We start from the raw sequence: 20,373 nt of genomic DNA, 5'->3' as shown, positions 1-20,373 counted from the left end.
GATCTTTTAATGTTATTTTATGTAACATTATAATTAAAATGAACCTGCTTGAATAGAGAAAAATTAAATTTATATGTTTATTATGTAAATAAACTTAACATATGGTTGCGTCTATGATTAATTATTCGTCTTTAGTTCACATCACTTGTGCAGGTAGTATAATTAGATCGGACTAAATACATGATGGATTCGGAGGAGATCTTTTGAGTAAAACGCAAGTGTTTACAGGTTCACCCTGGGAGTCGGTCGTTGGTTATTCTCGCGCCATTCGAATCGGCAATCGTATCGAAGTCGCAGGAACAACCGCCATGCAAGACGGGGGAGTAGTCGGTGTAGGAGATCCTTATGCCCAGACGAAATTCATTCTACACACCATCGAAAAAGCGCTAAACCAGCTAGATGCTGATTTGTCGCATGTGATAAGAACAAGAATGTTCGTGACAGACATTTCCCGCTGGGAAGAGGTCGGCAAAGCACACGGCGAATTCTTCAAAGACATTCAGCCTGTAGCAACCATGGTTGAGGTAAAGGCACTCATTGATCCACTACTGCTAGTAGAAATAGAAGTCGAAGCATTCGTAGAATAGATTTCGCACGGGGCATAGGCATGGAGTACGGGGCATGGAGCACGAGGGCATGGAGCACGAGGCACCTTCTTTAAGGAAGGTGCTTTGTTTGTTTTCAGAATAAAATATGAGCGTGTTTCGGCTGATCTCTATGGTTCAGGGCATTAATGGCTTTCATTTCGGGCTATATCTCCGGACTTCCTGCATTCTGGGGCATTTATACACCTCTTTCAGACTATATCGCCAGAATTCCTGCATTCTGGTACATTTATACACCTCTTTCAGGCTATATCTCCGGATTTCCTGAATTCTGGTGCATTTATACACCTCTTTCAGGCTATATCGCCAGAATTCCTGCATTCTGGTACATTTATACACCTCTTTCCGGTGATATCGCCGGATTTTCTGCATTCTGGTGTATTTTTACACCTCTTTCAGGCTATATCTCCGGATTTCCTGAATTCTGGTGCATTTATACACCTCTTTCAGGCTATATCGCCAGAATTCCTGCATTCTGGTGCATTTATACACCTCTTTCAGGCTATAGCGCCGGAACTCCTGCATTCTGGTGGATTTTTACACCTCTTTCCGCTGATATCGCCGGAATTCCGAAGTCCTGAGGCATTTTGGCCGTTCAGTTTATCTACATGAGTCAATTTCCTGCATTCTACGAAATTTATACCGTTCTTTTTCATCACATGGAGGTATTTACTAAACCGCTAGTCTTATGCCAACATTTGGGCGCTGTATTTTTCTTTTTACTCTAACGCACCGTTATTGAACCCACTTCGTCACGTTGAGATCTTTTGTTTTCAAAACCAATTTCACCTATCATCTCAAAACCATCAAGAACCATTAAGAACCATTATCTCAAGACCGCCGCCACATCTCCTTCACCCATGAGAGTAACCGAAGATCCTGACCATGTCCTGCGATAACGGACAATCCCAACGGCACCCCATTTGTTGAGCGCATGGGTAATGTCACTTGTGGCAGGCCTGCCAGTCCAGCTATACAGCTCAACATCATCGCCCCACTACGATTCTCCTCCAATTGACTCAAATCCCCTCCACGCAGTGGCGCTGGACCAGGTACTGTCGGAATCACAAGACAATTATCTTCTCCCATCAGATCGCGTAATTGGGCAGAAATTTCCTTACGCTTATTCTGAGCGATACTATGGTCCTTGCCCGCTAAACTGGCAGCCCAAGAGAACCGCGCTGCAATATCAGGCCCAAAGACTGGTTTTACCTTCTCAATCCAGGCGCTATGCGTTGCCCATATTTCACTACCTTGCAGCTCTCGAAAAATATCCATCCAGATCTTCAAACCTTCGGGAGCTATTATAGTATCGAGGGTATGATAAGCACCGTTTCGTAAGTGGTTCAGTCCATCTGTTAGAATATCCACATCCTTTGGAGCGACCAACTCCCAACAGTCCGTAGCAACAAATAAAGTTTTCATTTTTTCTTGTAAACTTTCCACTTTAGCCTTCTGTGAATTACTTTCTAATCCCTTCTTCACCTTTTTTTCCGCACCATTCTCTATACTCTCTAAATTTTTCTCTATCCTAGTTTCTAAGCTCATGTCTATACTCTTCTCTAGATTTTCCTGTTCCTCCATGCTTATCGTTTCTTCTTCAACCATGCTCCCAGTACCAAGTAAAACCTCCCCAACCTTCTGGAGTACATCGATACGGTTAGCCATCCAACCTACCGTATCAAATTGCGGCGACAATGGAATCACACCTTCTATATCCACAGCACCATGCGTCGGTCGAAAGCCATATACGCCGCAATAAGCAGACGGGACGCGAATAGAACCACCTGTGTCTGTTCCAAGTGCAAAATCAACACTGCCAGAGGCTACCGCTACTGCCGACCCACTGGAAGAACCACCTGGGATACAACCTGCAGCACTTGGATTTATCGGCGTTCCATAATGATGGTTCTCACCACCCAGACTGTACATTAGCTCATCCGTATGAGTTGCTCCTTGAAGCGTCGATCCCGATTGAAGCAGCTGACGCACTACTGCCGCATGTTCTGAAGGCGGATTGTGGCTCCGCAGCCAATCTGGGTTGCCTGCGCTAGAACAATGTCCAGCCACCGCATATACATCCTTCACCGCAAAGGTAAGTCCGTCCAATATCCCGTTTCCTAAATTCCCGACTGTTAGTTCGGGATCTATAAACGCACCATACCGATTATCCAGAACCATAGCTCCATCCTCCTCCCGTCACCATTCCTTATAAAATCTTAAACATCCCATCTCTGATCTTAGTCACCTCTCCTAAACTCTCATTCATACCTCTCTAATCAACACTTCTAAAATCTTAATCATTTAGTCTAAAAACTTTTCGTGACGCTAAATTAAGATCTCTTATGCTACTTATCCAAGAAACTTTTCAGTAAACCCTTTCTCCGAAATAACAGGAGGACGAAATTAGGCGTACGAGATAAGTAAGGTTTGGCTTAACGTCTAGCTTAAGACTTGGCTCTAGGGCGTAGGTCGAAGGCTTAGTACGGATCTTTAAATTGAATCTTTAATTCAAATCTTCAGTTCAAGTCTTTAGAAAAATACCTTTAACTCCCCCCTCTGAGAACCTACATCCAAACGCACAAAGCTTTCTCCCATCCCTTTCACTCTCCAGCCTATGTCCTACCTCCATCCCGAACTCTAGCTACTCTCATCCCACCCTACCAACCAATCGCCGCGCCATCGCAGCGCGGGTCCGTCCCTCCACTACAATATCCATTGTCATCTATCGAAATCGCGTGGGCATGACCCACGATCCCGTCATATGCGTCCAGTTTCCGGACTATATGACCGGCTCCGGCCAGACCTGCCAGCACGTCATCTGCTACCCGTCCCTCCACCTTCAGCTCCTGCGTAAGCTCCCCCCACGTTCTCCCCCACACAAAACGCGGTTCACTTATAGCCGTCTGAGGATTCATTCCATAATGCAGCATTCTTGTAAGGAGCAGCGTTTGAGTCTGAGGCTGACCTTCGCCCCCTTGTGTACCATACAAAATCGCTGGTTTGCCCTCTCGGCAGGCCATGGCTGGCATCAGGGTGTGGAAGCTGCGCTTATGCGGCTCAAGTGTATTGATATGACTCGGATCAAGCGAGAAAAATGAACCCCGATTCTGCAGCAGAATCCCGGTATTCCCAGCTACCACACCGGAGCCAAACTCAAAATACAGACTTTGTATAAAAGAGACCGCATTCCCCTCCTCGTCCACAACCGCAGCATATGCAGTATCACTCCCGATGGGCTGACTTGTCAGCTGTGCCGCTTTTTGCATCGAGATCGTAGAGGCCAGTTGCCCTGCATAGTTCTTATCCAGCAGCCGCACCAAAGGAATAGCACTGAAATCAGGATCTGTAAGCACTCTATCCCGATCGCGAAAACTCAGCTTAAGCGCCTCAACAAGCAGGTGATAATATTCATAAGAGCCATGCTCGATTTCTCCGAAATTAAAATACTCCAATAAATTAAGACTCATCAATCCCGTAAATCCTTGTGAATTTGGCGGCACTTGATACACCGTATGCCCGTGATATTCCGTATGAATCGGCTCGACCCAATCCCCCTGATGATCCGCAAAGTCATCCCGTGTGAGATAACCCCCAGCTGCCAGCATATAATCACATATATCTTCAGCGATCTTTCCCTTATAAAAAGCATCCCGTCCATCCGCAGCCAGCGTCCGCAGTGTTACAGCCAGTTGTGTCTGCTGAAATCTCGACCCAGCAGATACAACCCCTCCGCCCGGCATGTAAATCGCAGATGCCTCTGCCGACAATGCCGCTCCAGCAAGCAGAGTATTATTCCGCTGACCCGGCGACATCGGAAACCCGCCCTGAGCATAGCCGATGGCTGGCTCCAGCACCTCCGCTAGCGTTAAACGGCCATACTTACTCAGCATAGCATCCCAGCTATCCACCATCCCCGGCACGGTGATGGCACTACGAATCCCTCGCCTAGGAATGGCATTCTCGCCAGTAAAGCAACTTCTGCGAACTCCGTAACCCGACCGTCCACTTCCGTTATAAGCCCGAACACAAGCCTCCTGCTTGTTATAGGTCAACCAGAACGAATCCCCGCCAAGCCCTGTCATATGTGGGTAGACTACGGCCAACGTCGCACTAATCGCCACTGCCGCATCATAGGCATTCCCCCCTTTTTCCAACACGCGCGCACCCGCAGCCGAAGCTAAATAATGGGGGCTGACGACCATCGTTTTTGTGCCTATTACGGGTTTCTCCGCCATGTTCCCCATCTCCCTATAAACTTCTCGCTTAATTAATGTCATTTAACATTACATAAAAAACCCTTGTCAATCGATTACGCCAAACCGCAAAATAACCATCCTCTTTTTGTGTCCCATGCACAAAGATTAGTTAATCGCTAGTCAACCTCGTAGCTTCACACATATGAATTGTATAAAATGAGCTCTAAAAACAAGGGGAGGTCTCATGTGATATTCATCCATAACGACTATGTACAATTAGCTATCGCCATGTTCAGAACTGGAATTGTTGGCTATGGAGGAGGACCTTCCGTGATTCCATTGATCCGGCATGATGCGGTAACTCGCTACACTTGGCTAAGTGATGATGAATTCGGAGAGACATTGGCGATTGCCAACGCACTACCCGGACCTATTGCCACCAAAATGGCGGCCTATCTCGGGTATAAACTTCGAGGAGTTAAAGGGGCTATTCTTTCGGTACTGGCACATATTTTACCTAGCTGCATGGCCATGATCTTTCTGTTGTCTGCTGTAAATTATTTAAGTGGCTCGAAGGTAGTCGCTGGAATGATCGCGGGGGTATCCCCTGTCATTGCGGTCATGTTAGGAATAATGGCATATGAGTTTGCTCAAAAAGCCTATAAAGGACTAGGGAAATTTCTCAGCATAGCCTTCACCCTACTCGCATTACTCCTGTTACAAATATTTAAAATACATCCAGCTATCGTAATTGTGTTTTTCCTTGGTTACGGAGCATTTCATTACCGGATCATTGCGAAGAAACAACAAGGAGGATCAAGCTGATGGACTGGTTAGAGCTCATATACGGATTTTTCATGGCTAATCTGCTTGGATATGGCGGCGGTCCTTCCTCTATTCCGCTGATGTATCAAGAAATCGTTCCCCATTACGCCTGGCTAACCGATGAACAATTCTCCAACATGCTTGCACTAGGCAACGCCTTACCTGGCCCAATTGCTACCAAAATCGCAGCTTTTGTCGGCTATGATGTCTACGGCTGGATTGGGCTAATTCTGGCATTATTAGCGACCGTACTCCCCTCCGCAGCAGCGCTTATTATCCTGTTAGAGGTCATGCAAAAATACAAGCAATCCCCCGTAGTGAAAGGGATGACATTGCTTGTTCAACCGGTCATTGCTGTTATGATGGCTGTGCTCACTTGGACAATGGCGAAAGGTCCTGCAGACTCTATCGGAATCTGGCAAACACTGCTCATTGCCGTAATCGCATTCTTTGCCATAAAGCGGCTTAAGCTGCATCCTGCGTTAGTCATCTTAGCCGCTTTTGCCTATGGTGGTCTGGTACTGCGCTACACTGTCTAACGAATCTATTTCAAAATATACTGGGACAACACCGCCTGTACCTCATAAATATTTACGGATTTGTTAAAGGTCTTCTTGAGCGGCACAGCGCTGCTGGATATATAGATACATAACTCCGCATCCAGATCAAAGTGTCCTGCCGTCTCCACGGAATAATGCGAGATGCTTTTGTAAGGAATGGAATGATAATCCGTCTTTTTGCCCGTCAGTCCCTGTTTATCCACTAGAATCAATCGTTTGTCCGTAAAAATAAACATATCTCTAATCAGCTTGTAGGCTCGTTCAATTTTCTCTTGAGGGGCAAGAATTTGTGCGTATTCCCGCTGTACTTCTGCCAGATTCACTTGCGATGCATTCCCCATCAATCCGTCAAAAAGCGCCATTTAGCTCCCCCTTTTCATCTGTTAAATTTCAGTGGATTATCTCCCCCACATAGAACCATATTATTCCACGATTTATATTCTATGCAGTGTAAGCCCCCTCTCTGCCATCTTTTTACTTGCTAAATTTCCGATTATTGTTTACACTGTCATTAAATTTGTTAAGAAAGGGGTGTGGAAGGAATGGATCACAATTGGACCAACAGTGTTATGAGTCGGCTACCTAAAGCGATAGCTGGCATTGCTCATGTAAATGGCGATAACGGGAGAAGTCTGTCCATTTCCATGAATTTAATAACACTACACAATTGTGAAATGCCTTTCCTGCCATCACCCGGACGGATCAGTTAACCGGAGAATGATAAGGCCGTGGGGAATTTTCCCTACGGTCTTTTTTTATGGTTTTTTACAGAATTCCAGTTTCGATTTAGGGTTCTGGCGGTGCAAAGGGCATTCTTAAAGGAGAATATATATGATTATTCAATGCCAAAATGTTCAAAAATACCACGGTGCGCAGCTCGTACTAAATAGCATCACCTTCGATATCCGCCAAGGAGAAAAAATCGGTCTAATCGGCCGCAATGGCTGCGGTAAAACTACACTTTTCCACTTACTGAATGGCGAAGAGCGCCCCGATCAAGGGCAAATCTCAATTCGCAAAGGTAGTGTAGTAGGAATGCTGGCTCAAATTCAAGAGATTAACGAAAAAGAAACCGTATATGAAGTTCTACAGCGTAGCTTTGCTGAACCTTTGCAATGGCAACAACGCCTGCGAGAGCTGGAGCTTGAAATGTCCACCTTCAATACCGGAACGGACGAAACGCTATGGAATCGGCTGCTGAAAGAATATGGTAGCCTTCAGGATAAATTTGAGACCGCAGGAGGCTACGAAATTGAATCCACCATTCAGCGAGTTGCCATTGGTCTAGGAATCGGAACTGGGCAATATAACCGACTCTTCTCCTCTCTTTCTGGCGGCGAGAAAACTAAAGTCGGACTCGCAGAACTGCTGCTGCGTAGACCTGATGTACTTCTACTCGATGAGCCAACCAATCATCTAGACATGAACGCCATTGAGTGGTTAGAGCAGTACTTACAGAGCTATGACGGTACAGTGCTAGCCATTTCCCATGATCGTTACTTCCTCGACGCTGTAGTCAAAAAAGTGATTGAGATTGAGGATGGCGAGGCTTTTACCTTCCATACCAACTACAGCGGCTATCAAATAGAGAAGGAAACACGTCTACTTCAACAATTTGCTGATTATCAAGAACAACAGAAAAAAATAAAGCAAATGCAGGAGAGCATCAAACGCCTCATCGAATTTGGGAATCGGGGAACTCCCCCAAACCCTGCCTTTTACCGGCGAGCAGCTTCAATGCAAAAAGCACTGGATCGTATGGTAAAGGTTAAACGTCCTATTCTAGAGCGCAAATCGATGGATTTGCAGCTACAGCAAAATGATCGCTCAGGGAATCAAGTCGTCATACTAGAGGATATCGGTAAGGCATATGGAGAGCGAAGCCTGTTTACAGACGCAAACGAAGTTCTTCGCTACGGAGAGACTACGGCACTTATCGGTGGTAACGGGGCAGGGAAAAGTACGCTTTTAAGAATTATATTAGGTCAGGAGACGCCAGACACCGGAAGCTGCACGCTTGGTTCAAGAACCGTTGTTGGCTATCTCGCGCAAGAGGCTGTCCCTGACAATAACAAACAATCCGTACTCCGCTACTTCCGTGAAGAGGCTGGACTAGAAGAAGGTGAAGCGCGCGGGCAGCTCGCACGTTTCCTATTCTATGGTGCCGATGTATTCAAAGACATCACGAATCTATCTGGAGGGGAATGGACCCGCCTGCGTTTCGCTGTGTTGATGCATCGTAAACCAAACCTGCTAATTCTGGATGAACCAACGAACCATCTAGATATTGACTCCCGGGAAGCGCTAGAGGAAGCATTAGAGGAATTCCCAGGTACAGTGCTGGCCGTTTCACATGACCGCTATTTCATTAATCGTCTGTTCCATAAGCTCTGGTCCATTGAAAGTGGACGATTTGGAGTTTTTAACGGCAACTATGAGTATTACAAGGAGAAGCAAGCTGAACAGGCGTTAGCAGCACCAGTCTCTATTCCTGATCACCCTAAACCTTTCTCTTCAGATGGAACCACTGCACGCTCCGGTAAGCCTCAATCTAACCGTTCCGTGAATGTTAATGTCACCACGGCTAACTCGTCCAGTTCCCGAAAGAAGAGTATCCACTTTGATTGGGAAAAGGCCATTGCCGAAGTTGAGGATCAGCTTGGGGAAATCGATGCCAAAATGCTAGACCCACTGATCAGTAGCAATGCGGCAGAGCTCGCCGAGCTACAGAAAGAACGCGATGCAGTGCAAGAGCAACTAGATGAGCTCTATGCGGGCTGGATGGAAACTGCGGGACACTAACGATTATTAAATGAGGAGATACGGATATGAGCAACGAAACGAAGATTAAGCTTTTTTGGGAAGAATACACCCAGCTTCATCCACAAGCAGCGGATAACTACGAGGCTTGGGCCTTTGGCGACAGTCCTCAAATGGCCGATGAACTGCTAGATCTGGTGATCCGCAGGATTAAGACAGGAACCGCTTCGAACTATGAAATTTATGCAGTCTGTGACGAGACCTTACCAGAAATCGGCCGACATAGTATCCTGCTGGACGGTCGTGGTAATCCGCAAGCAGTGATCGTTACGACAGATGTGCAAATTACACCTTTTGATGAGGTAGGCGCTGACTTTGCCTATAGCGAAGGCGAGGATGACAGAACGTTAGAGTCGTGGCGCCATGAGCATGAGAAGTTCTTCTCCAGAGAATCCTTAGCGTTCTTGAAGAAGCCTTTTGATCCAAAGATGAAGGTAGTTTGCGAGAACTTTAGACTGGTATATTCGAAATCTTGAGAAACTCAGGAAACTAAAAAGGCGGCCTCTTCAGTTACGAAGAGACCGCCTTTGATGTATACTATACAACTAATAGAGTTAGATAATTATTAAAATACGGCTCAGCGCCAAAACCCCAGAATCCAGCCAATCACAGAGATCCATAACGGAATGCTGATTAAGATACCCCAAACCAGCCCAGTGGCAATATTGCCCTCTGCAGGACGCACCACATTTTCCTGTTTCAATGGAATGCTCAACTCTTCTTGTTCCATGCGATCCCCTCCTAAAATTCTTATCGTCACAGTAGAGGAAAAAATGTAGACCGCTCGACCTAAAAGCTTAGAATGCCAACATTGTAAGTGCTTACATAATAGTTATTACCCATCATTTACATCATTAAAAACATCACTTTACGGAAGTCATACATAATATGCAAATTCTTAGTCCAATATTACTACTTTTTCTGGATTTCGTAAATATTCAAACATCGTTCCAATCTGCTCACTTGTATTCCTCTCTAATGAGAGCTCAGGCAGTTCATCTTCAGCAAAAAAGGATACTTCACTCGTCTCCACCCCTTGTAGCGCCTCGCCGCCTACAATTCTGCACAAAATAAAAAACTTATACACGTGATACGGCTCCGGAGGATGGTTATGAAATTTCTTATCTAAAACAGCCAGCAAGCGAATTGCTTCTGTCTCAAATCCTGATTCTTCTTGAATTTCCTTAACAACGACTTCACTCGGCGACAGACCGATGTCTCCCCAGCCCCCGGGAAGCGCCCACTTTCCATCCAATTTCTCGCGGACAAGCAGGATTCTGTCATCCTGAAAAACAACACCGCGGATATCCACTTTCGGCGTAGAATAGCCACCCTCACTAGCAAAGGAGAGTCTTATTCTCTCCTTGCTTTCGAACGTATAATTAGCGAGGATATCTACACTTAGCTCCCGCAAAGCTTGATACCGTTCTATATCATAGACATCTTTAGCGTAAGTTAGTCCAGTCTGTGCGATGGCCTGTATTTCTTTAGCCCAGGTTAACCATTTCTGCTCCATTGCTGCACCCCTTTAAATAACTTGATTAGGATTACTGGCAAAGCATTAAATGACGGGAGAACAAACCTTTTTTAGCTTCACAGCGGTCTATAATCGTAAATCCAGCCTCCGTGATCATCTCATCCATCGGTTCAATCGCAACGATAACTACCCGATCTGCAATCCGGCGCGCATTCACTAGAATCGCAAACTGTTCCTCAGGTGTAATACTAGAATATAGATTATAAGGCATATCTACAATAGCTACGTTGTAATGTTCTGTGATGTCAGCAATATCTCCAAGCGTGACCTCACTTGTAAATCCAAAATGGGCAATATTCGTTCTGGCACCGATCGCGATCTGAGGGTTAATGTCACGTCCGACCATATTGATTCCCATCGAGAGGGCTTCTACCATTACTGTTCCGATGCCGCAGCAAGGATCGATCGCACGTACACCCTCTGGATTCGGAACGGCTATATTGACCGCAGCTCGGGCTACACGTGTGCTAAGCGCGATAGAGTAGCTGCGCGGTTTTTTCATTTGGCGGAACCAGGTGGCCTTGTTCTTATGATAAGATCCAAAGTACCAGCGACCGCCCAGCGTAACAATACCGTATACCAACTGAGGGTGGTTTACATCCGCTTCCCCTTCAATACGCAGCCCAATTTCCCGTTCGATCACTCTTCGCTCATCATATTCTATTTTGTCTGCAGGGGACAGATCATTGGTCTTCACAAAAATAACCTTAAATGTCTTGCCGCCAAGCTCCACCTGCTCCGACTGATCATAAATCTCAGGCAAGCTATCTCCCTCGTACATAACATCAATTCGTTCTTTAATGAAGGGACTACGGCTGACATCCACCTCTACCTCACTCTTAAAGATTGAAGAAGGCACTTCCTCTCCAAAAAGACAACGAAGCTCCATCTTACATAGAGATAACTCATCCTCTGAACAGGTATACGTATATATAAATGTGTTCTTTCCACTTTTCTTTTGCAAAATAATCCATCCTCTATCCCAGTAAATTGTACTCCTAGCTTGCTAATCCAACATTTCGTGCTGACAGTCATACCCTATACGCGCTTTGGCGATTTCAGCGTTGTTTCTATTGACCCATTCCACTAGGGAAGTTAAAGGATCCAGCAAGGACTCTCCTAAACTTGTCAGACCATATTCAACAGTCAAAGGTACCGTAGGCGTAGCTTTACGCCAAACTATACCATCTCGTTCTAAATGACGCAGGGTTTGGGTCAGCATCCGTTGTGATATCCCACCAGAACGCCGCTGCAGTTCTTTAAACCGCAATGCTTCTGCACCCAAATTAACAATGATGAGCACACTCCATTTGTCCCCAACCCTGTCGAGAATTTGGCGGGTGATGGAGCAATCCTCTAGCGTCGGCATTAGCCGAATGGGTTCGTCCATTGAATGTTCCAAAGTGGTTACCTCCATAGGAACTCAAGCATGTAATAGTGCCTTCTTGTCCTTAAGTTTAATCAGCTTATCATGGTTACTGTTAGTAATCAACAACCGGAAAGGAACTATTAATTACGAAAAAAAGCTCCGGTCACGAGGATCAGATAAGACGTCTTTCTAATCGCTTTTGATCCATAGTGAGTTCTCCAGTATAATGATTCCTATAGAATGCTAAACAAGACGGTCACGCATGGCGATTAAGCTCATAGCCGGTTTTGCGCAGCAAAACTTAAGGAGGTACATACACACTATGTCATATGAAACGTATTTTTCAACACACCGGGATGAACATCTCGAAGAACTAAAACAATGGCTCAAGATTCCAAGTATTTCTGCCTTGTCTGAGCATAAGGACGATGTACTAGCTGCAGCCCATTGGCTGACAGACACACTAAAGAAAGCCGGACTTGAGAACATTGAACTTCATCCGACAGCGGGACATCCCGTCATATATGCTGACTATCTTCATGCTCCGGGTAAGCCAACCATTCTTGTATACGGCCACTACGATGTGCAGCCAGTAGATCCGCTAAACCTGTGGACTACACCTCCGTTTGAACCAGAAATCCGTGAGGGCAAGCTATATGCACGCGGAGCAACGGATGACAAAGGACAAGTATTCATTCACCTCAAAGCAATTGAAGCGATCCTGAAACAGGAAGGTACTCTTCCTGTTAACATCAAGCTCTGTATCGAAGGTGAAGAAGAAATCGGCAGCGTAAATCTGCCTCCATTCCTGGAAACTAATAAAGAAAAGCTGGCTGCGGATGCGGTGCTGGTCTCCGATACATCCCTGCTCGAACGCGGTCGTCCTGCAATTTGCACCGGACTGCGCGGCCTAGGATCACTTGAAGTGAGCGTGACTACAGCTCTTACAGACCTTCACTCCGGATCTTACGGCGGCGGTGTTCCGAATGCACTACATGCTCTCGTGTCCTTGCTCAGCTCTCTTCATGACGACAAAGGTCGTGTTTCTGTAAAAGGCTTCTATGATGGTGTACCTGAACTTTCACCTATGCTACGTGAAGAATTTGTGAAGCAAGGCGTGAATGAAGAGAAAATCCGCGAAGGACTTGGACTCGATGCATTATACGGCGAAGAAGGTTACTCCTTTGTAGAACGTATTGGTGCTCGCCCTACACTTGAGCTTAACGGCGTCTATGGCGGTTTCCAAGGCGAAGGTAGCAAGACGGTTATTCCAAAAGAAGCACATGCGAAGATTACCTGCCGTCTCGTTGGCGATCAGGACCCACAGCATATTCTTGATGCCGTTGAGGCGCATCTGAAGGCTAATATTCAAACCGGAGCGAAAGTGCATGTGAAGCAAATGGAGAAGGCTCGTGCCTTTAACATCGATCCATCGAACCCTATTCTGCAAACAGCAGCAGACGCTTACGGCAAAGTATACGGAACCCGCGCCCTCTTCACCAAAGACGGTGGCTCCATTCCGATCATGGAAAGCTTCGCCCGTGTACTTGAAGCACCCGTGGTCCTGATGGGCTTTGGTCTTGATGATGAGAACCTGCATGCACCGGATGAGCATTTCAACCTTGAGAACTTTGATAAGGGACTGCTCACCATTGTTGAGTTCTTGAAAACTGTTTAAGTGAAAAGGTGTATATAAAAAGCCAGGCTTCTCTTCGTTGAGGAGCCTGGCTTTTTGATAATCTAAGCGCAATTCATAATAAAACCAACTGCCAAAACATAAAAAAATCCTTGCATCGCAAGGATTTGGAAGTTTAAATTATGGAGCGGGTGATGGGAATCGAACCCACGCTATCAGCTTGGAAGGCTGAAGTTCTACCATTGAACTACACCCGCATTGGAAAGTGAGTACAAGAGATATTGTATCACCCCCATAAATAAAAATCAACATTTTTTTGTGCGAAATATAAGACATAGAGTATGGTGTGAAACTTATACTTTCTTATATTTTACAAGGAAGCACCGAGGGGAGCCTTTTTCAAAAAAGATGTCTCAAATTCAGCAGCGTGAATAGGTTTACTGAACAAAAAGCCTTGAGCTTCATGGCAATGCTGCTCGCGCAAAAACTGCAATTGCTCCTTGTTCTCCACCCCTTCTGCTGTAACCTTAAGCTTCAAATGATGCGCCATAGAAGTAATCGTAGAGACTATAGCCGCATTATTACTATCCTCCATAACCTCGGAGACAAACGATCTGTCTATCTTCAGCCTGTCAATCGGCATATTCTTCAAATAATGCAATGAGCTATAGCCTGTTCCAAAATCATCGATGCTAATAAATACACCAAGATCTTTCAAACGCTTCAGCTGATCAAAAGCCGTTTCTTTGTCCAAAGTCATACTCTCTGTAATTTCAAGATCGACATAACATGGATCTAATCCAATATCGGTCAAAATGGAATGAATCTTGCCTGCAAGGTTCGGTTGAAGAAATTGACGCATAGATAAGTTGATCGAGACGCATATCGGTTGATAACCAGCTAACTGCCACTGTTTATTTTGAAGACAAGCCGTCTTAAGTACCCATTCCCCAATCGGAACAATCAGCCCACTATCCTCAGCCAATGGAATAAACTCATTTGGTGAGACAATACCACGCTTTGGATGATTCCAACGCAATAATGCTTCCATTCCTACAATCTCTTCCGTCTCCAACTGCACCTTTGGCTGATATACGAGATAGAACTCATCACGTTCAAGCGCTCTTCGAAGATCATTTTCAAGCTTCAATCGTTCCTTTGCCTTCATCTGCATGGCTGGGATATAACGACGAATCTCTACTCCCTGTTCCTTCGCATTATGAACCGCAGTATCCGCATTTTGAATTAGATGTTCAGCCGTTTCCCCGTCACCAGGATATATACTCATCCCTAAACTGAGCGAGATATGATACTCACCAGAGTCTATATTAACGGGGGCTTCAAATAATCTAAGCAACTCTGCAGCCCTTTCCAAACATTCTCCAAGACTTGCTCTATCTGTCATCAGAAAAGCAAACTCATCTGCCCCCATACTATACAGCTCTTCACTGGGTCTAGCCTCATTACCAAGCCGCTCAGACACCAATTTTAATAATAGATCTCCGGCATAATGACCTAGAGAGTCATTTATATTCTTAAAATGATTAATATTCATAATGGCCAAAGCTGAGAATTGATCACTAGTGTCTGGCTCTCCAGCATCAATCATTTCTTCAACACGCTGTGTCAGCCGACGTCTATTTGGAAGTCCTGTTAAATCATCATGATAAGCCAAGTAATTGATCCGTTCTTCAGCCAACTGCTTCTCGTAAAATGGCTCTTCAATCGTCAGTCGATACACACCGGTAAGCAACTGGTAATATGCAACTCCGTTACATAACATCCCAAAGAGATCATCAATATTCCCTCCACTTATGGGAGTCATAAAAAACGCCTGGCCTAGAGAGAAAAAAATCAGTGCCCGAATAATAACAAGCATCGAGGCTGACTTTTCATTATTGCCAGGAAATACAATGACAGCGACACTCGCCAAGTAAACAAACAGTACCCCCAGATCAACGAATTGTTTAATCGTACTCATCCAAGGCTTAGTAAACAACTCCGGCACTGCCGAGTGGATAAATATAAATAATGCGATAAAGAGCACAATCAACATGAAGGCGATTCTGAATACATTTCTTTTTTCTGTGACGGTCACAGGTTTATCTTCTCTACTAAAAATGAACAATATGCCTAGCCCGCTGGATAGCCGTGAAAAGGTAAGTAGCCACCTTGACTCCTCAGGGGTAATAAATGATGATATCAATGGAAATGCTACAAAACCGAGTGTATGCAAGAAATCAATAATACATATTCCGCCAAAAAGAGCAGCGACATATAATCTTCCTTTAGATAATCTGCTAGAGAAGAACAACCAGCCCTGTGCAAATATCGCAAACCCAAAAGCAACAGTACAACAGCCGACAATGAGGTAGAGTGCAGAAATAATATCCCAATTGTCCAATCGGTTTAGCGATGTATGGAAAATTTGAATGAGTAGGAACAGTAAGGCTCCTATAATAGCCGCTTGAATTGTCTTTTTCTCTTCTTGTCTCATAAGTCCCTCGCGTCTGAAAATGATGTCTATTAATAAGCAACTATGTATAGTCTTGTCCTATGTATAAATATCGGCTAGATCGGTCTTTAAAGTTACATTTCTTTTGTGAGGTAGTATTTTCATAGCGATTATTCATAAATCTTGCATAAATATAAACCATTTTCTTCTAGCAGGCAAGCATTAATGCCTCCAACTTCCTTATAGGGACGGTCCGCATCTTAAAGAAAAATTATAAGAACAATTTAATTAGAGGAACTTATAGAATTTTTATTCAATAAAAAAAGCACTTCCCCCTATGAAAGGGTTCAGTGCTTCTGAACAACAGGTTTATTTATCTCCGAAGTTAACTTCTGGTGTCGTAAGCTTATCATAGAAATCAACCGCTTTATCCTTATCCGCCGATGCGCGAAGCGCCATAGCCGAACGTGGATGCTCATCAAGCGTTCCAGTGATCATGTAAGGAATGATATAACCCCACTCTTCTTTTTCACGTAAAGGAATCATCAGGCGTTCAATGATATCAATTACAGGGCGCAATGTGTAGCGTGTATTCTTCAAATGAGTCACTAGCAGCTCTGTAGGACAGTTCCCCGCAGCACGTCCCATTCCATAACAGGAAGCGTCCAGCAGCTCTACACCTTTCTCAGCAGCAATCAACGTATTAGAGAACGCCAGTTGAAGATTATTGTGGGTATGTACGCCCAGGCGTTTGTTAGGCAGATGAGTTTTAAACTTCTCAACCAAATAGTTGATATCATTATGATCTAGACTACCGTATGAATCCACAATGTATACCACATCAACTACACTCTCACGAATCATTTCGAAAGCTTCTAATAATTCATTCTCCATTACATTCGACAAAGCCATAATATTGATCGTTGTCTCATAGCCTAGATCATGGAAGGTTTGTACCAGTTGTAAGGCTTTCTCCACATCTTTGCTATAACAAGCTACCCGAATCAGATCCAGCATACTTTCGCTGCGAGGTAAAATATCATTCTCATCCACACGACCGATATCAACCAAAGCGGAAAGCTTCGTATGTCCCTTTTGCGGGATAACTTTACGTAAGAAGTCATCGTTCAGAAAACGCCATGGTCCAGCACCTTCTGCTCCTTTGAGCAGTTTAGGGGAGTTTTTATAACCGATTTCCATATAGTCAACACCAGCCTCATTCAAGCCGGCATACAAATTTTGCACAAATTCCACGCTGAAATCCCAGTTGTTAACGAGCCCCCCATCGCGAATGGTGCAGTCAACAATTTTACATTGATTAGTCTTCATAATTATCTCCCTTCAATTCCTGCAATCATCGTAGCCGCTATTGCAATCATTATAACCGCTAGCATAGCTTTACTATGCAATTTATATCGTTCAATCATACTTTAATGAAGAATAAATTGTAAAGGTTATTTCACCTTTAACTCATAGATGTTATTATCACATTATGTCTGCGACAAATATCACAGTATACAAACACTTAAAAATGCTACATTACAACTAAACAGTTGAGATTGATTATCAGTCTCTTTTGGAGGGATTACAATAGCTACTTCTACCTGCTGTACCTTGCTACAACTACAACCTGGTTCTGCCGGCTGTATTCATAAAATAGAAGGAATGAACCCCGTTCTACGCCGTCGTCTTGCGGATCTCGGAGTGTCAGAGGGTGTCAACATCCGTCTTAAAGGAAAGGGACCTTTTTGGGGGCCGATTACGCTAGAATGTAACGGCCAGCTGTTCGCCATACGCCGCAAAGAAGCTTCTCTGATTGAGGTGAACGTATCTTGAGTTCTATAGCTCTTGTGGGCAATCCCAATACAGGTAAGACCTCTCTCTTCAATACATTAACGACTTCATACGAATATGTAGGTAACTGGTCAGGGGTTACGGTTGAGAAAAAGATCGGAAATCTGAAGAACGGGGCAGGCAGGCTTATAGATTTACCCGGCATCTATTCTCTTCACCCACTCTCCCGCGATGAAGGGGTCGCAGCCCAATATCTAATAGAAGAATCCCCAGAAGCATTAATTAATATCGTGGATGCCTCCCAGCTGGAACGTAATCTGCTGCTCACCCTTCAACTACTTGAGTATGGCAAGCCTACTGTACTCGGTCTTAATATGATTGATGTCGCTAATGCGCGTGGTATTCGTATCAATCAAACCATTTTACAATCAAGATTGGGTGTCACCATCCTCCCACTTATAGCAAGAACCGGTAAAGGCAGCGTACAGATGCTCAGCATCCTAGAAGAGTCGTCAGCTATTCCTGCTGTAAAGTTCAAGCTGAATTATGGTGAGGTCGTCGAGCGAGCGATATCTTCTATAGAAAAGGAATTACGTTCTATAAAAGATCTGCCCAATCATCGTTGGGTCGCTCTACAGCTAATGGAGCAGAATCCGGTTATCCTTCAGTTTCTGAAGTCGCGTATAGATGTTACGGGACTGCTAAATATCTGTGAGTCTTGTCAGAGTGAGCTGCAAATCAAAAAACTAGCCCTGACACTCCCGCAATGGATTCGCTCGAACCGTATGGAGTATATTCGCAATATTTGTGTCGAAGTCCTTGATACGACAGCTCAGAAGCCCCATAACTTAACTGAACGATTAGATTCGGTATTGACTCATCGCTTTTTGGGACTGCCCTTATTCATTTTCTTTATGTATGTTCTCTTTAAGACTACATTTGACTGGGTTGGCGGACCCCTATCGGATATCTTAGATGGTCTGATATCCGGCCCTATTAGTGATGGAACGAATTCACTGCTTCAAACCATAGGAGCTTCCGGCTTCACACATGCTTTGATCGTGGATGGTATCATCGGCGGTGTAGGCGGTGTACTGGTCTTTATTCCGCAGATCTTCATTCTCTTCCTGATCATTTCCTTTCTGGAGGACTCCGGATACATGGCAAGGGTCTGCTTGTTGATGGACAGTACCATGGAACGAATGGGACTCAACGGAAAAGCATTCATTCCATTCATCATTGGTTTTGGTTGCAATGTACCGGCCATAATGGCGGCTCGAAGCATCGAACAGCCCAAGGACCGCATGCTGACAACCCTATTAATGCCGCTGATGTCTTGTTCAGCAAGATTACCTGTTTATGCATTATTTGCAGTTGTATTCTTCCCTGAGCAACAAGCGTTTGCCGTTCTCTCTATGTATGTTATGGGTATTGTATTTGCCCTAATTCTTTGTAAGGTATTCTCTAAATACTTATTCAAAAATGAATCCTCTGTCTTTATCATCGAACTCCCTCCTTACCGTATGCCGCAGATTAAGACCTTATCGCGCAGCACTTGGGAGAAGGGCAAAGGGTTCCTTCGTAAAGCGGGAACGATTATTCTAGCTGGCTCAGCGATTATTTGGTCTATGTCATATGCGGGTCCCGGCGGATTTGATGTAGAAATGGATCATAGCTTCCTGGCTAAATTCGGAGGCATGATTGCACCACTACTGGAACCGCTTGGTTTCGGAACGTGGCAGGCTGGCTCTACCTTGGTTCCAGGATTTTTAGCGAAAGAGGTTGTTGTGTCTACGATGAATATCATCTATCACGCACCGGATACCGCTGGATTAGAGAATCAAATTTCACAAGTCTTTACACCGCTGAGTGCAGTCAGCTTTATGGCCTTTATCCTGCTATATATTCCTTGTCTGGCCACTGTAGGGGTTATCAAAAAGGAAACAGCCTCTTGGAAATGGACTTTCTTCTCCATTGGCTATTCTCTTGCCCTGGCGTATATCGTATCTTTTGTTATTTTCCAAGGCGGGCGATTATTAGGCTGGTCATAGAACTTGTAATTTGTTGATTCTCTTAATGAAAGTGGGGGCACCGTAATGATAAATGTTCTAATCGTCACTCTGATCTTCGGTTATTCAGGCTGGATCATCTATCGACATGTGCAAAAGGGCAAGCAAGGCGCTTGCGCTGGCTGTGATAAGGGCAAGAGCTGTTCAGCAGCGTCTTTAGATTCTCCCCTCTCCTGCTGCTCAACACCTGTTAACAAGAAGAATTAGGCTTGCACTAACAGTTATATGTAAGGGTTCATAGTTTAGCTTTCAAAGCTTTCGGGTATGTTTGTTATAAGCAATTACAGACTATACCAAGGAGGTAATCACTATGAACACAAAAAAAACATTTTTCACAACAGCCGCATTGGGCGTAGCCTATTTACTGAAGAATAAGGGAACTCGCGATAAAATTATGAACAGTATTCAATCCTTTACTTCTCAATCGAAGGCTAAAAAATCCAGTGGCAATATTTAATCTTCAGCATTATTACAAAAGCAAAGAAACCTCGCCTTAGGGAATGG

21 protein-coding genes and 1 tRNA gene are annotated in these 20,373 nt (G+C 44.6%); 12 read left to right on the top strand and 10 right to left on the bottom strand.

Annotated elements, in window-relative coordinates:
• The first annotated feature begins 203 nt into the window (after positions 1–203).
• The gene (locus tag R50345_RS06805) at positions 204–587 is read left to right on the top strand and encodes a RidA family protein (RefSeq protein WP_042125165.1); all 384 of its coding nucleotides are present in this window, start codon (positions 204–206) and stop codon (positions 585–587) included.
• Between the two features lie 146 nt (positions 588–733).
• Complete coding sequence (locus R50345_RS06800; RefSeq protein WP_042125163.1) at positions 734–1,186, top strand: hypothetical protein; 453 nt, start codon at positions 734–736, stop codon at positions 1,184–1,186.
• Positions 1,187–1,436: 250 nt separating this feature from the next.
• Here R50345_RS06800 and R50345_RS31835 read toward each other — a convergent pair whose 3' ends face one another.
• Both R50345_RS31835 and ggt read right to left on the bottom strand, forming a co-directional pair.
• The gene (locus R50345_RS31835; RefSeq protein WP_042131934.1) at positions 1,437–2,780 is read right to left on the bottom strand and encodes an amidase family protein; all 1,344 of its coding nucleotides are present in this window, start codon (positions 2,778–2,780) and stop codon (positions 1,437–1,439) included.
• 485 nt (positions 2,781–3,265) lie between these two features.
• Complete coding sequence (ggt, locus tag R50345_RS06790) at positions 3,266–4,843, bottom strand: gamma-glutamyltransferase (protein WP_042125161.1); 1,578 nt, start codon at positions 4,841–4,843, stop codon at positions 3,266–3,268.
• Positions 4,844–5,050: 207 nt separating this feature from the next.
• Here ggt and R50345_RS06785 point away from each other — a divergent pair, with 207 nt between their 5' ends.
• Both R50345_RS06785 and R50345_RS06780 read left to right on the top strand, forming a co-directional pair.
• Complete coding sequence (locus R50345_RS06785) at positions 5,051–5,629, top strand: chromate efflux transporter ChrB (RefSeq protein ID WP_269321983.1); 579 nt, start codon at positions 5,051–5,053, stop codon at positions 5,627–5,629.
• Positions 5,629–6,168 (top strand): chromate efflux transporter ChrA, encoded by a 540-nt coding sequence (locus tag R50345_RS06780; RefSeq protein ID WP_042125156.1) that lies wholly within the window; start codon positions 5,629–5,631, stop codon positions 6,166–6,168. Before R50345_RS06785 ends, R50345_RS06780 begins: the two co-directional genes overlap by 1 nt.
• A 5-nt stretch (positions 6,169–6,173) precedes the next feature.
• On the opposite strand, the gene R50345_RS06775 is transcribed toward R50345_RS06780, so the two are convergent.
• Complete coding sequence (locus R50345_RS06775; protein ID WP_042125154.1) at positions 6,174–6,551, bottom strand: PH domain-containing protein; 378 nt, start codon at positions 6,549–6,551, stop codon at positions 6,174–6,176.
• A gap of 180 nt (positions 6,552–6,731) precedes the next feature.
• On the opposite strand from R50345_RS06775, the gene R50345_RS31190 reads away from it, so the two are divergent.
• The 3 genes from R50345_RS31190 to R50345_RS06765 all read left to right on the top strand — a co-directional run bounded on the left by R50345_RS31190 (position 6,732) and on the right by R50345_RS06765 (position 9,485).
• Positions 6,732–6,899 (top strand): hypothetical protein, encoded by a 168-nt coding sequence (locus R50345_RS31190; RefSeq protein ID WP_156114741.1) that lies wholly within the window; start codon positions 6,732–6,734, stop codon positions 6,897–6,899.
• A gap of 121 nt (positions 6,900–7,020) precedes the next feature.
• A complete protein-coding gene (locus R50345_RS06770) occupies positions 7,021–8,991 on the top strand; it encodes an ABC-F family ATP-binding cassette domain-containing protein (protein ID WP_042125151.1) in 1,971 nt (656 codons plus the stop codon).
• A 26-nt stretch (positions 8,992–9,017) separates the two neighbouring features.
• Positions 9,018–9,485 (top strand): ASCH domain-containing protein, encoded by a 468-nt coding sequence (locus R50345_RS06765; RefSeq protein ID WP_042125149.1) that lies wholly within the window; start codon positions 9,018–9,020, stop codon positions 9,483–9,485.
• 101 nt (positions 9,486–9,586) lie between these two features.
• Here the strand turns inward: R50345_RS06765 and R50345_RS31185 are convergent, their stop codons facing one another.
• The 4 genes from R50345_RS31185 to R50345_RS06750 form a co-directional block, all read right to left on the bottom strand.
• On the bottom strand, positions 9,587–9,739 hold the full coding sequence (locus tag R50345_RS31185; protein WP_156113065.1) for a hypothetical protein: 153 nt from the start codon (positions 9,737–9,739) through the stop codon (positions 9,587–9,589).
• Positions 9,740–9,907: 168 nt separating this feature from the next.
• Complete coding sequence (locus tag R50345_RS06760; protein WP_042125147.1) at positions 9,908–10,525, bottom strand: NUDIX hydrolase; 618 nt, start codon at positions 10,523–10,525, stop codon at positions 9,908–9,910.
• A 31-nt stretch (positions 10,526–10,556) separates the two neighbouring features.
• Complete coding sequence (locus R50345_RS06755) at positions 10,557–11,510, bottom strand: TRM11 family SAM-dependent methyltransferase (RefSeq protein ID WP_042125145.1); 954 nt, start codon at positions 11,508–11,510, stop codon at positions 10,557–10,559.
• 42 nt (positions 11,511–11,552) lie between these two features.
• Positions 11,553–11,948: a winged helix-turn-helix transcriptional regulator gene (locus tag R50345_RS06750; RefSeq protein WP_231573394.1), complete on the bottom strand. Its 396-nt coding sequence runs from the start codon at positions 11,946–11,948 to the stop codon at positions 11,553–11,555.
• 289 nt (positions 11,949–12,237) lie between these two features.
• On the opposite strand from R50345_RS06750, the gene R50345_RS06745 reads away from it, so the two are divergent.
• Entirely contained in the window at positions 12,238–13,593 is a 1,356-nt protein-coding gene (locus R50345_RS06745; protein WP_042125142.1) for a dipeptidase, read from the top strand.
• A 141-nt stretch (positions 13,594–13,734) separates the two neighbouring features.
• Here the strand turns inward: R50345_RS06745 and R50345_RS06740 are convergent.
• The 3 genes from R50345_RS06740 to R50345_RS06730 form a co-directional block, all read right to left on the bottom strand.
• Positions 13,735–13,808 (bottom strand) — tRNA-Gly (locus tag R50345_RS06740).
• Positions 13,809–13,921: 113 nt separating this feature from the next.
• On the bottom strand, positions 13,922–16,048 hold the full coding sequence (locus R50345_RS06735; protein WP_042125140.1) for a putative bifunctional diguanylate cyclase/phosphodiesterase: 2,127 nt from the start codon (positions 16,046–16,048) through the stop codon (positions 13,922–13,924).
• 327 nt (positions 16,049–16,375) lie between these two features.
• A complete protein-coding gene (locus tag R50345_RS06730) occupies positions 16,376–17,335 on the bottom strand; it encodes an aldolase catalytic domain-containing protein (protein WP_170880320.1) in 960 nt (319 codons plus the stop codon).
• Between the two features lie 285 nt (positions 17,336–17,620).
• Here R50345_RS06730 and R50345_RS06725 point away from each other — a divergent pair, with 285 nt between their 5' ends.
• The 4 genes from R50345_RS06725 (at position 17,621) to R50345_RS31600 (ending at position 20,326) form a co-directional block, all read left to right on the top strand.
• Complete coding sequence (locus R50345_RS06725; RefSeq protein WP_042125136.1) at positions 17,621–17,842, top strand: FeoA family protein; 222 nt, start codon at positions 17,621–17,623, stop codon at positions 17,840–17,842.
• Entirely contained in the window at positions 17,839–19,851 is a 2,013-nt protein-coding gene (gene feoB, locus R50345_RS06720; protein ID WP_042125135.1) for a ferrous iron transport protein B, read from the top strand. The genes R50345_RS06725 and feoB overlap by 4 nt, the downstream gene beginning before the upstream one ends.
• A gap of 45 nt (positions 19,852–19,896) precedes the next feature.
• Positions 19,897–20,076: a FeoB-associated Cys-rich membrane protein gene (locus R50345_RS30680; protein ID WP_081954019.1), complete on the top strand. Its 180-nt coding sequence runs from the start codon at positions 19,897–19,899 to the stop codon at positions 20,074–20,076.
• Between the two features lie 103 nt (positions 20,077–20,179).
• Positions 20,180–20,326, top strand: coding sequence for a hypothetical protein (locus tag R50345_RS31600; RefSeq protein ID WP_179085847.1), 147 nt, complete (start codon positions 20,180–20,182; stop codon positions 20,324–20,326).
• The last annotated feature ends 47 nt before the right edge of the window (positions 20,327–20,373 follow it).

Source organism: Paenibacillus sp. FSL R5-0345, from assembly GCF_000758585.1.
Classification (GTDB): domain Bacteria; phylum Bacillota; class Bacilli; order Paenibacillales; family Paenibacillaceae; genus Paenibacillus_AQ.
This window is presented reverse-complemented; position numbering and strand designations above follow the sequence as displayed.

Bases quoted from the DNA above. Each gene is read 5' to 3' on its own strand.
- R50345_RS06800 (WP_042125163.1), top strand. From the start codon at position 734: ATGGCTTTCATTTCGGGCTATATCTCCGGACTTCCTGCATTCTGGGGC.
- ggt (WP_042125161.1), bottom strand. From the start codon at position 4,843: ATGGCGGAGAAACCCGTAATAGGCACAAAAACGATGGTCGTCAGCCCC.
- R50345_RS06780 (WP_042125156.1), top strand. From the start codon at position 5,629: ATGGACTGGTTAGAGCTCATATACGGATTTTTCATGGCTAATCTGCTT.
- R50345_RS06775 (WP_042125154.1), bottom strand. From the start codon at position 6,551: ATGGCGCTTTTTGACGGATTGATGGGGAATGCATCGCAAGTGAATCTG.
- R50345_RS31190 (WP_156114741.1), top strand. From the start codon at position 6,732: ATGGATCACAATTGGACCAACAGTGTTATGAGTCGGCTACCTAAAGCG.
- R50345_RS06770 (WP_042125151.1), top strand. From the start codon at position 7,021: ATGATTATTCAATGCCAAAATGTTCAAAAATACCACGGTGCGCAGCTC.
- R50345_RS06765 (WP_042125149.1), top strand. From the start codon at position 9,018: ATGAGCAACGAAACGAAGATTAAGCTTTTTTGGGAAGAATACACCCAG.
- R50345_RS31185 (WP_156113065.1), bottom strand. From the start codon at position 9,739: ATGGAACAAGAAGAGTTGAGCATTCCATTGAAACAGGAAAATGTGGTG.
- R50345_RS06760 (WP_042125147.1), bottom strand. From the start codon at position 10,525: ATGGAGCAGAAATGGTTAACCTGGGCTAAAGAAATACAGGCCATCGCA.
- R50345_RS06745 (WP_042125142.1), top strand. From the start codon at position 12,238: ATGTCATATGAAACGTATTTTTCAACACACCGGGATGAACATCTCGAA.
- R50345_RS06735 (WP_042125140.1), bottom strand. From the start codon at position 16,048: ATGAGACAAGAAGAGAAAAAGACAATTCAAGCGGCTATTATAGGAGCC.
- R50345_RS06730 (WP_170880320.1), bottom strand. From the start codon at position 17,335: ATGAAGACTAATCAATGTAAAATTGTTGACTGCACCATTCGCGATGGG.
- R50345_RS30680 (WP_081954019.1), top strand. From the start codon at position 19,897: ATGATAAATGTTCTAATCGTCACTCTGATCTTCGGTTATTCAGGCTGG.
- R50345_RS31600 (WP_179085847.1), top strand. From the start codon at position 20,180: ATGAACACAAAAAAAACATTTTTCACAACAGCCGCATTGGGCGTAGCC.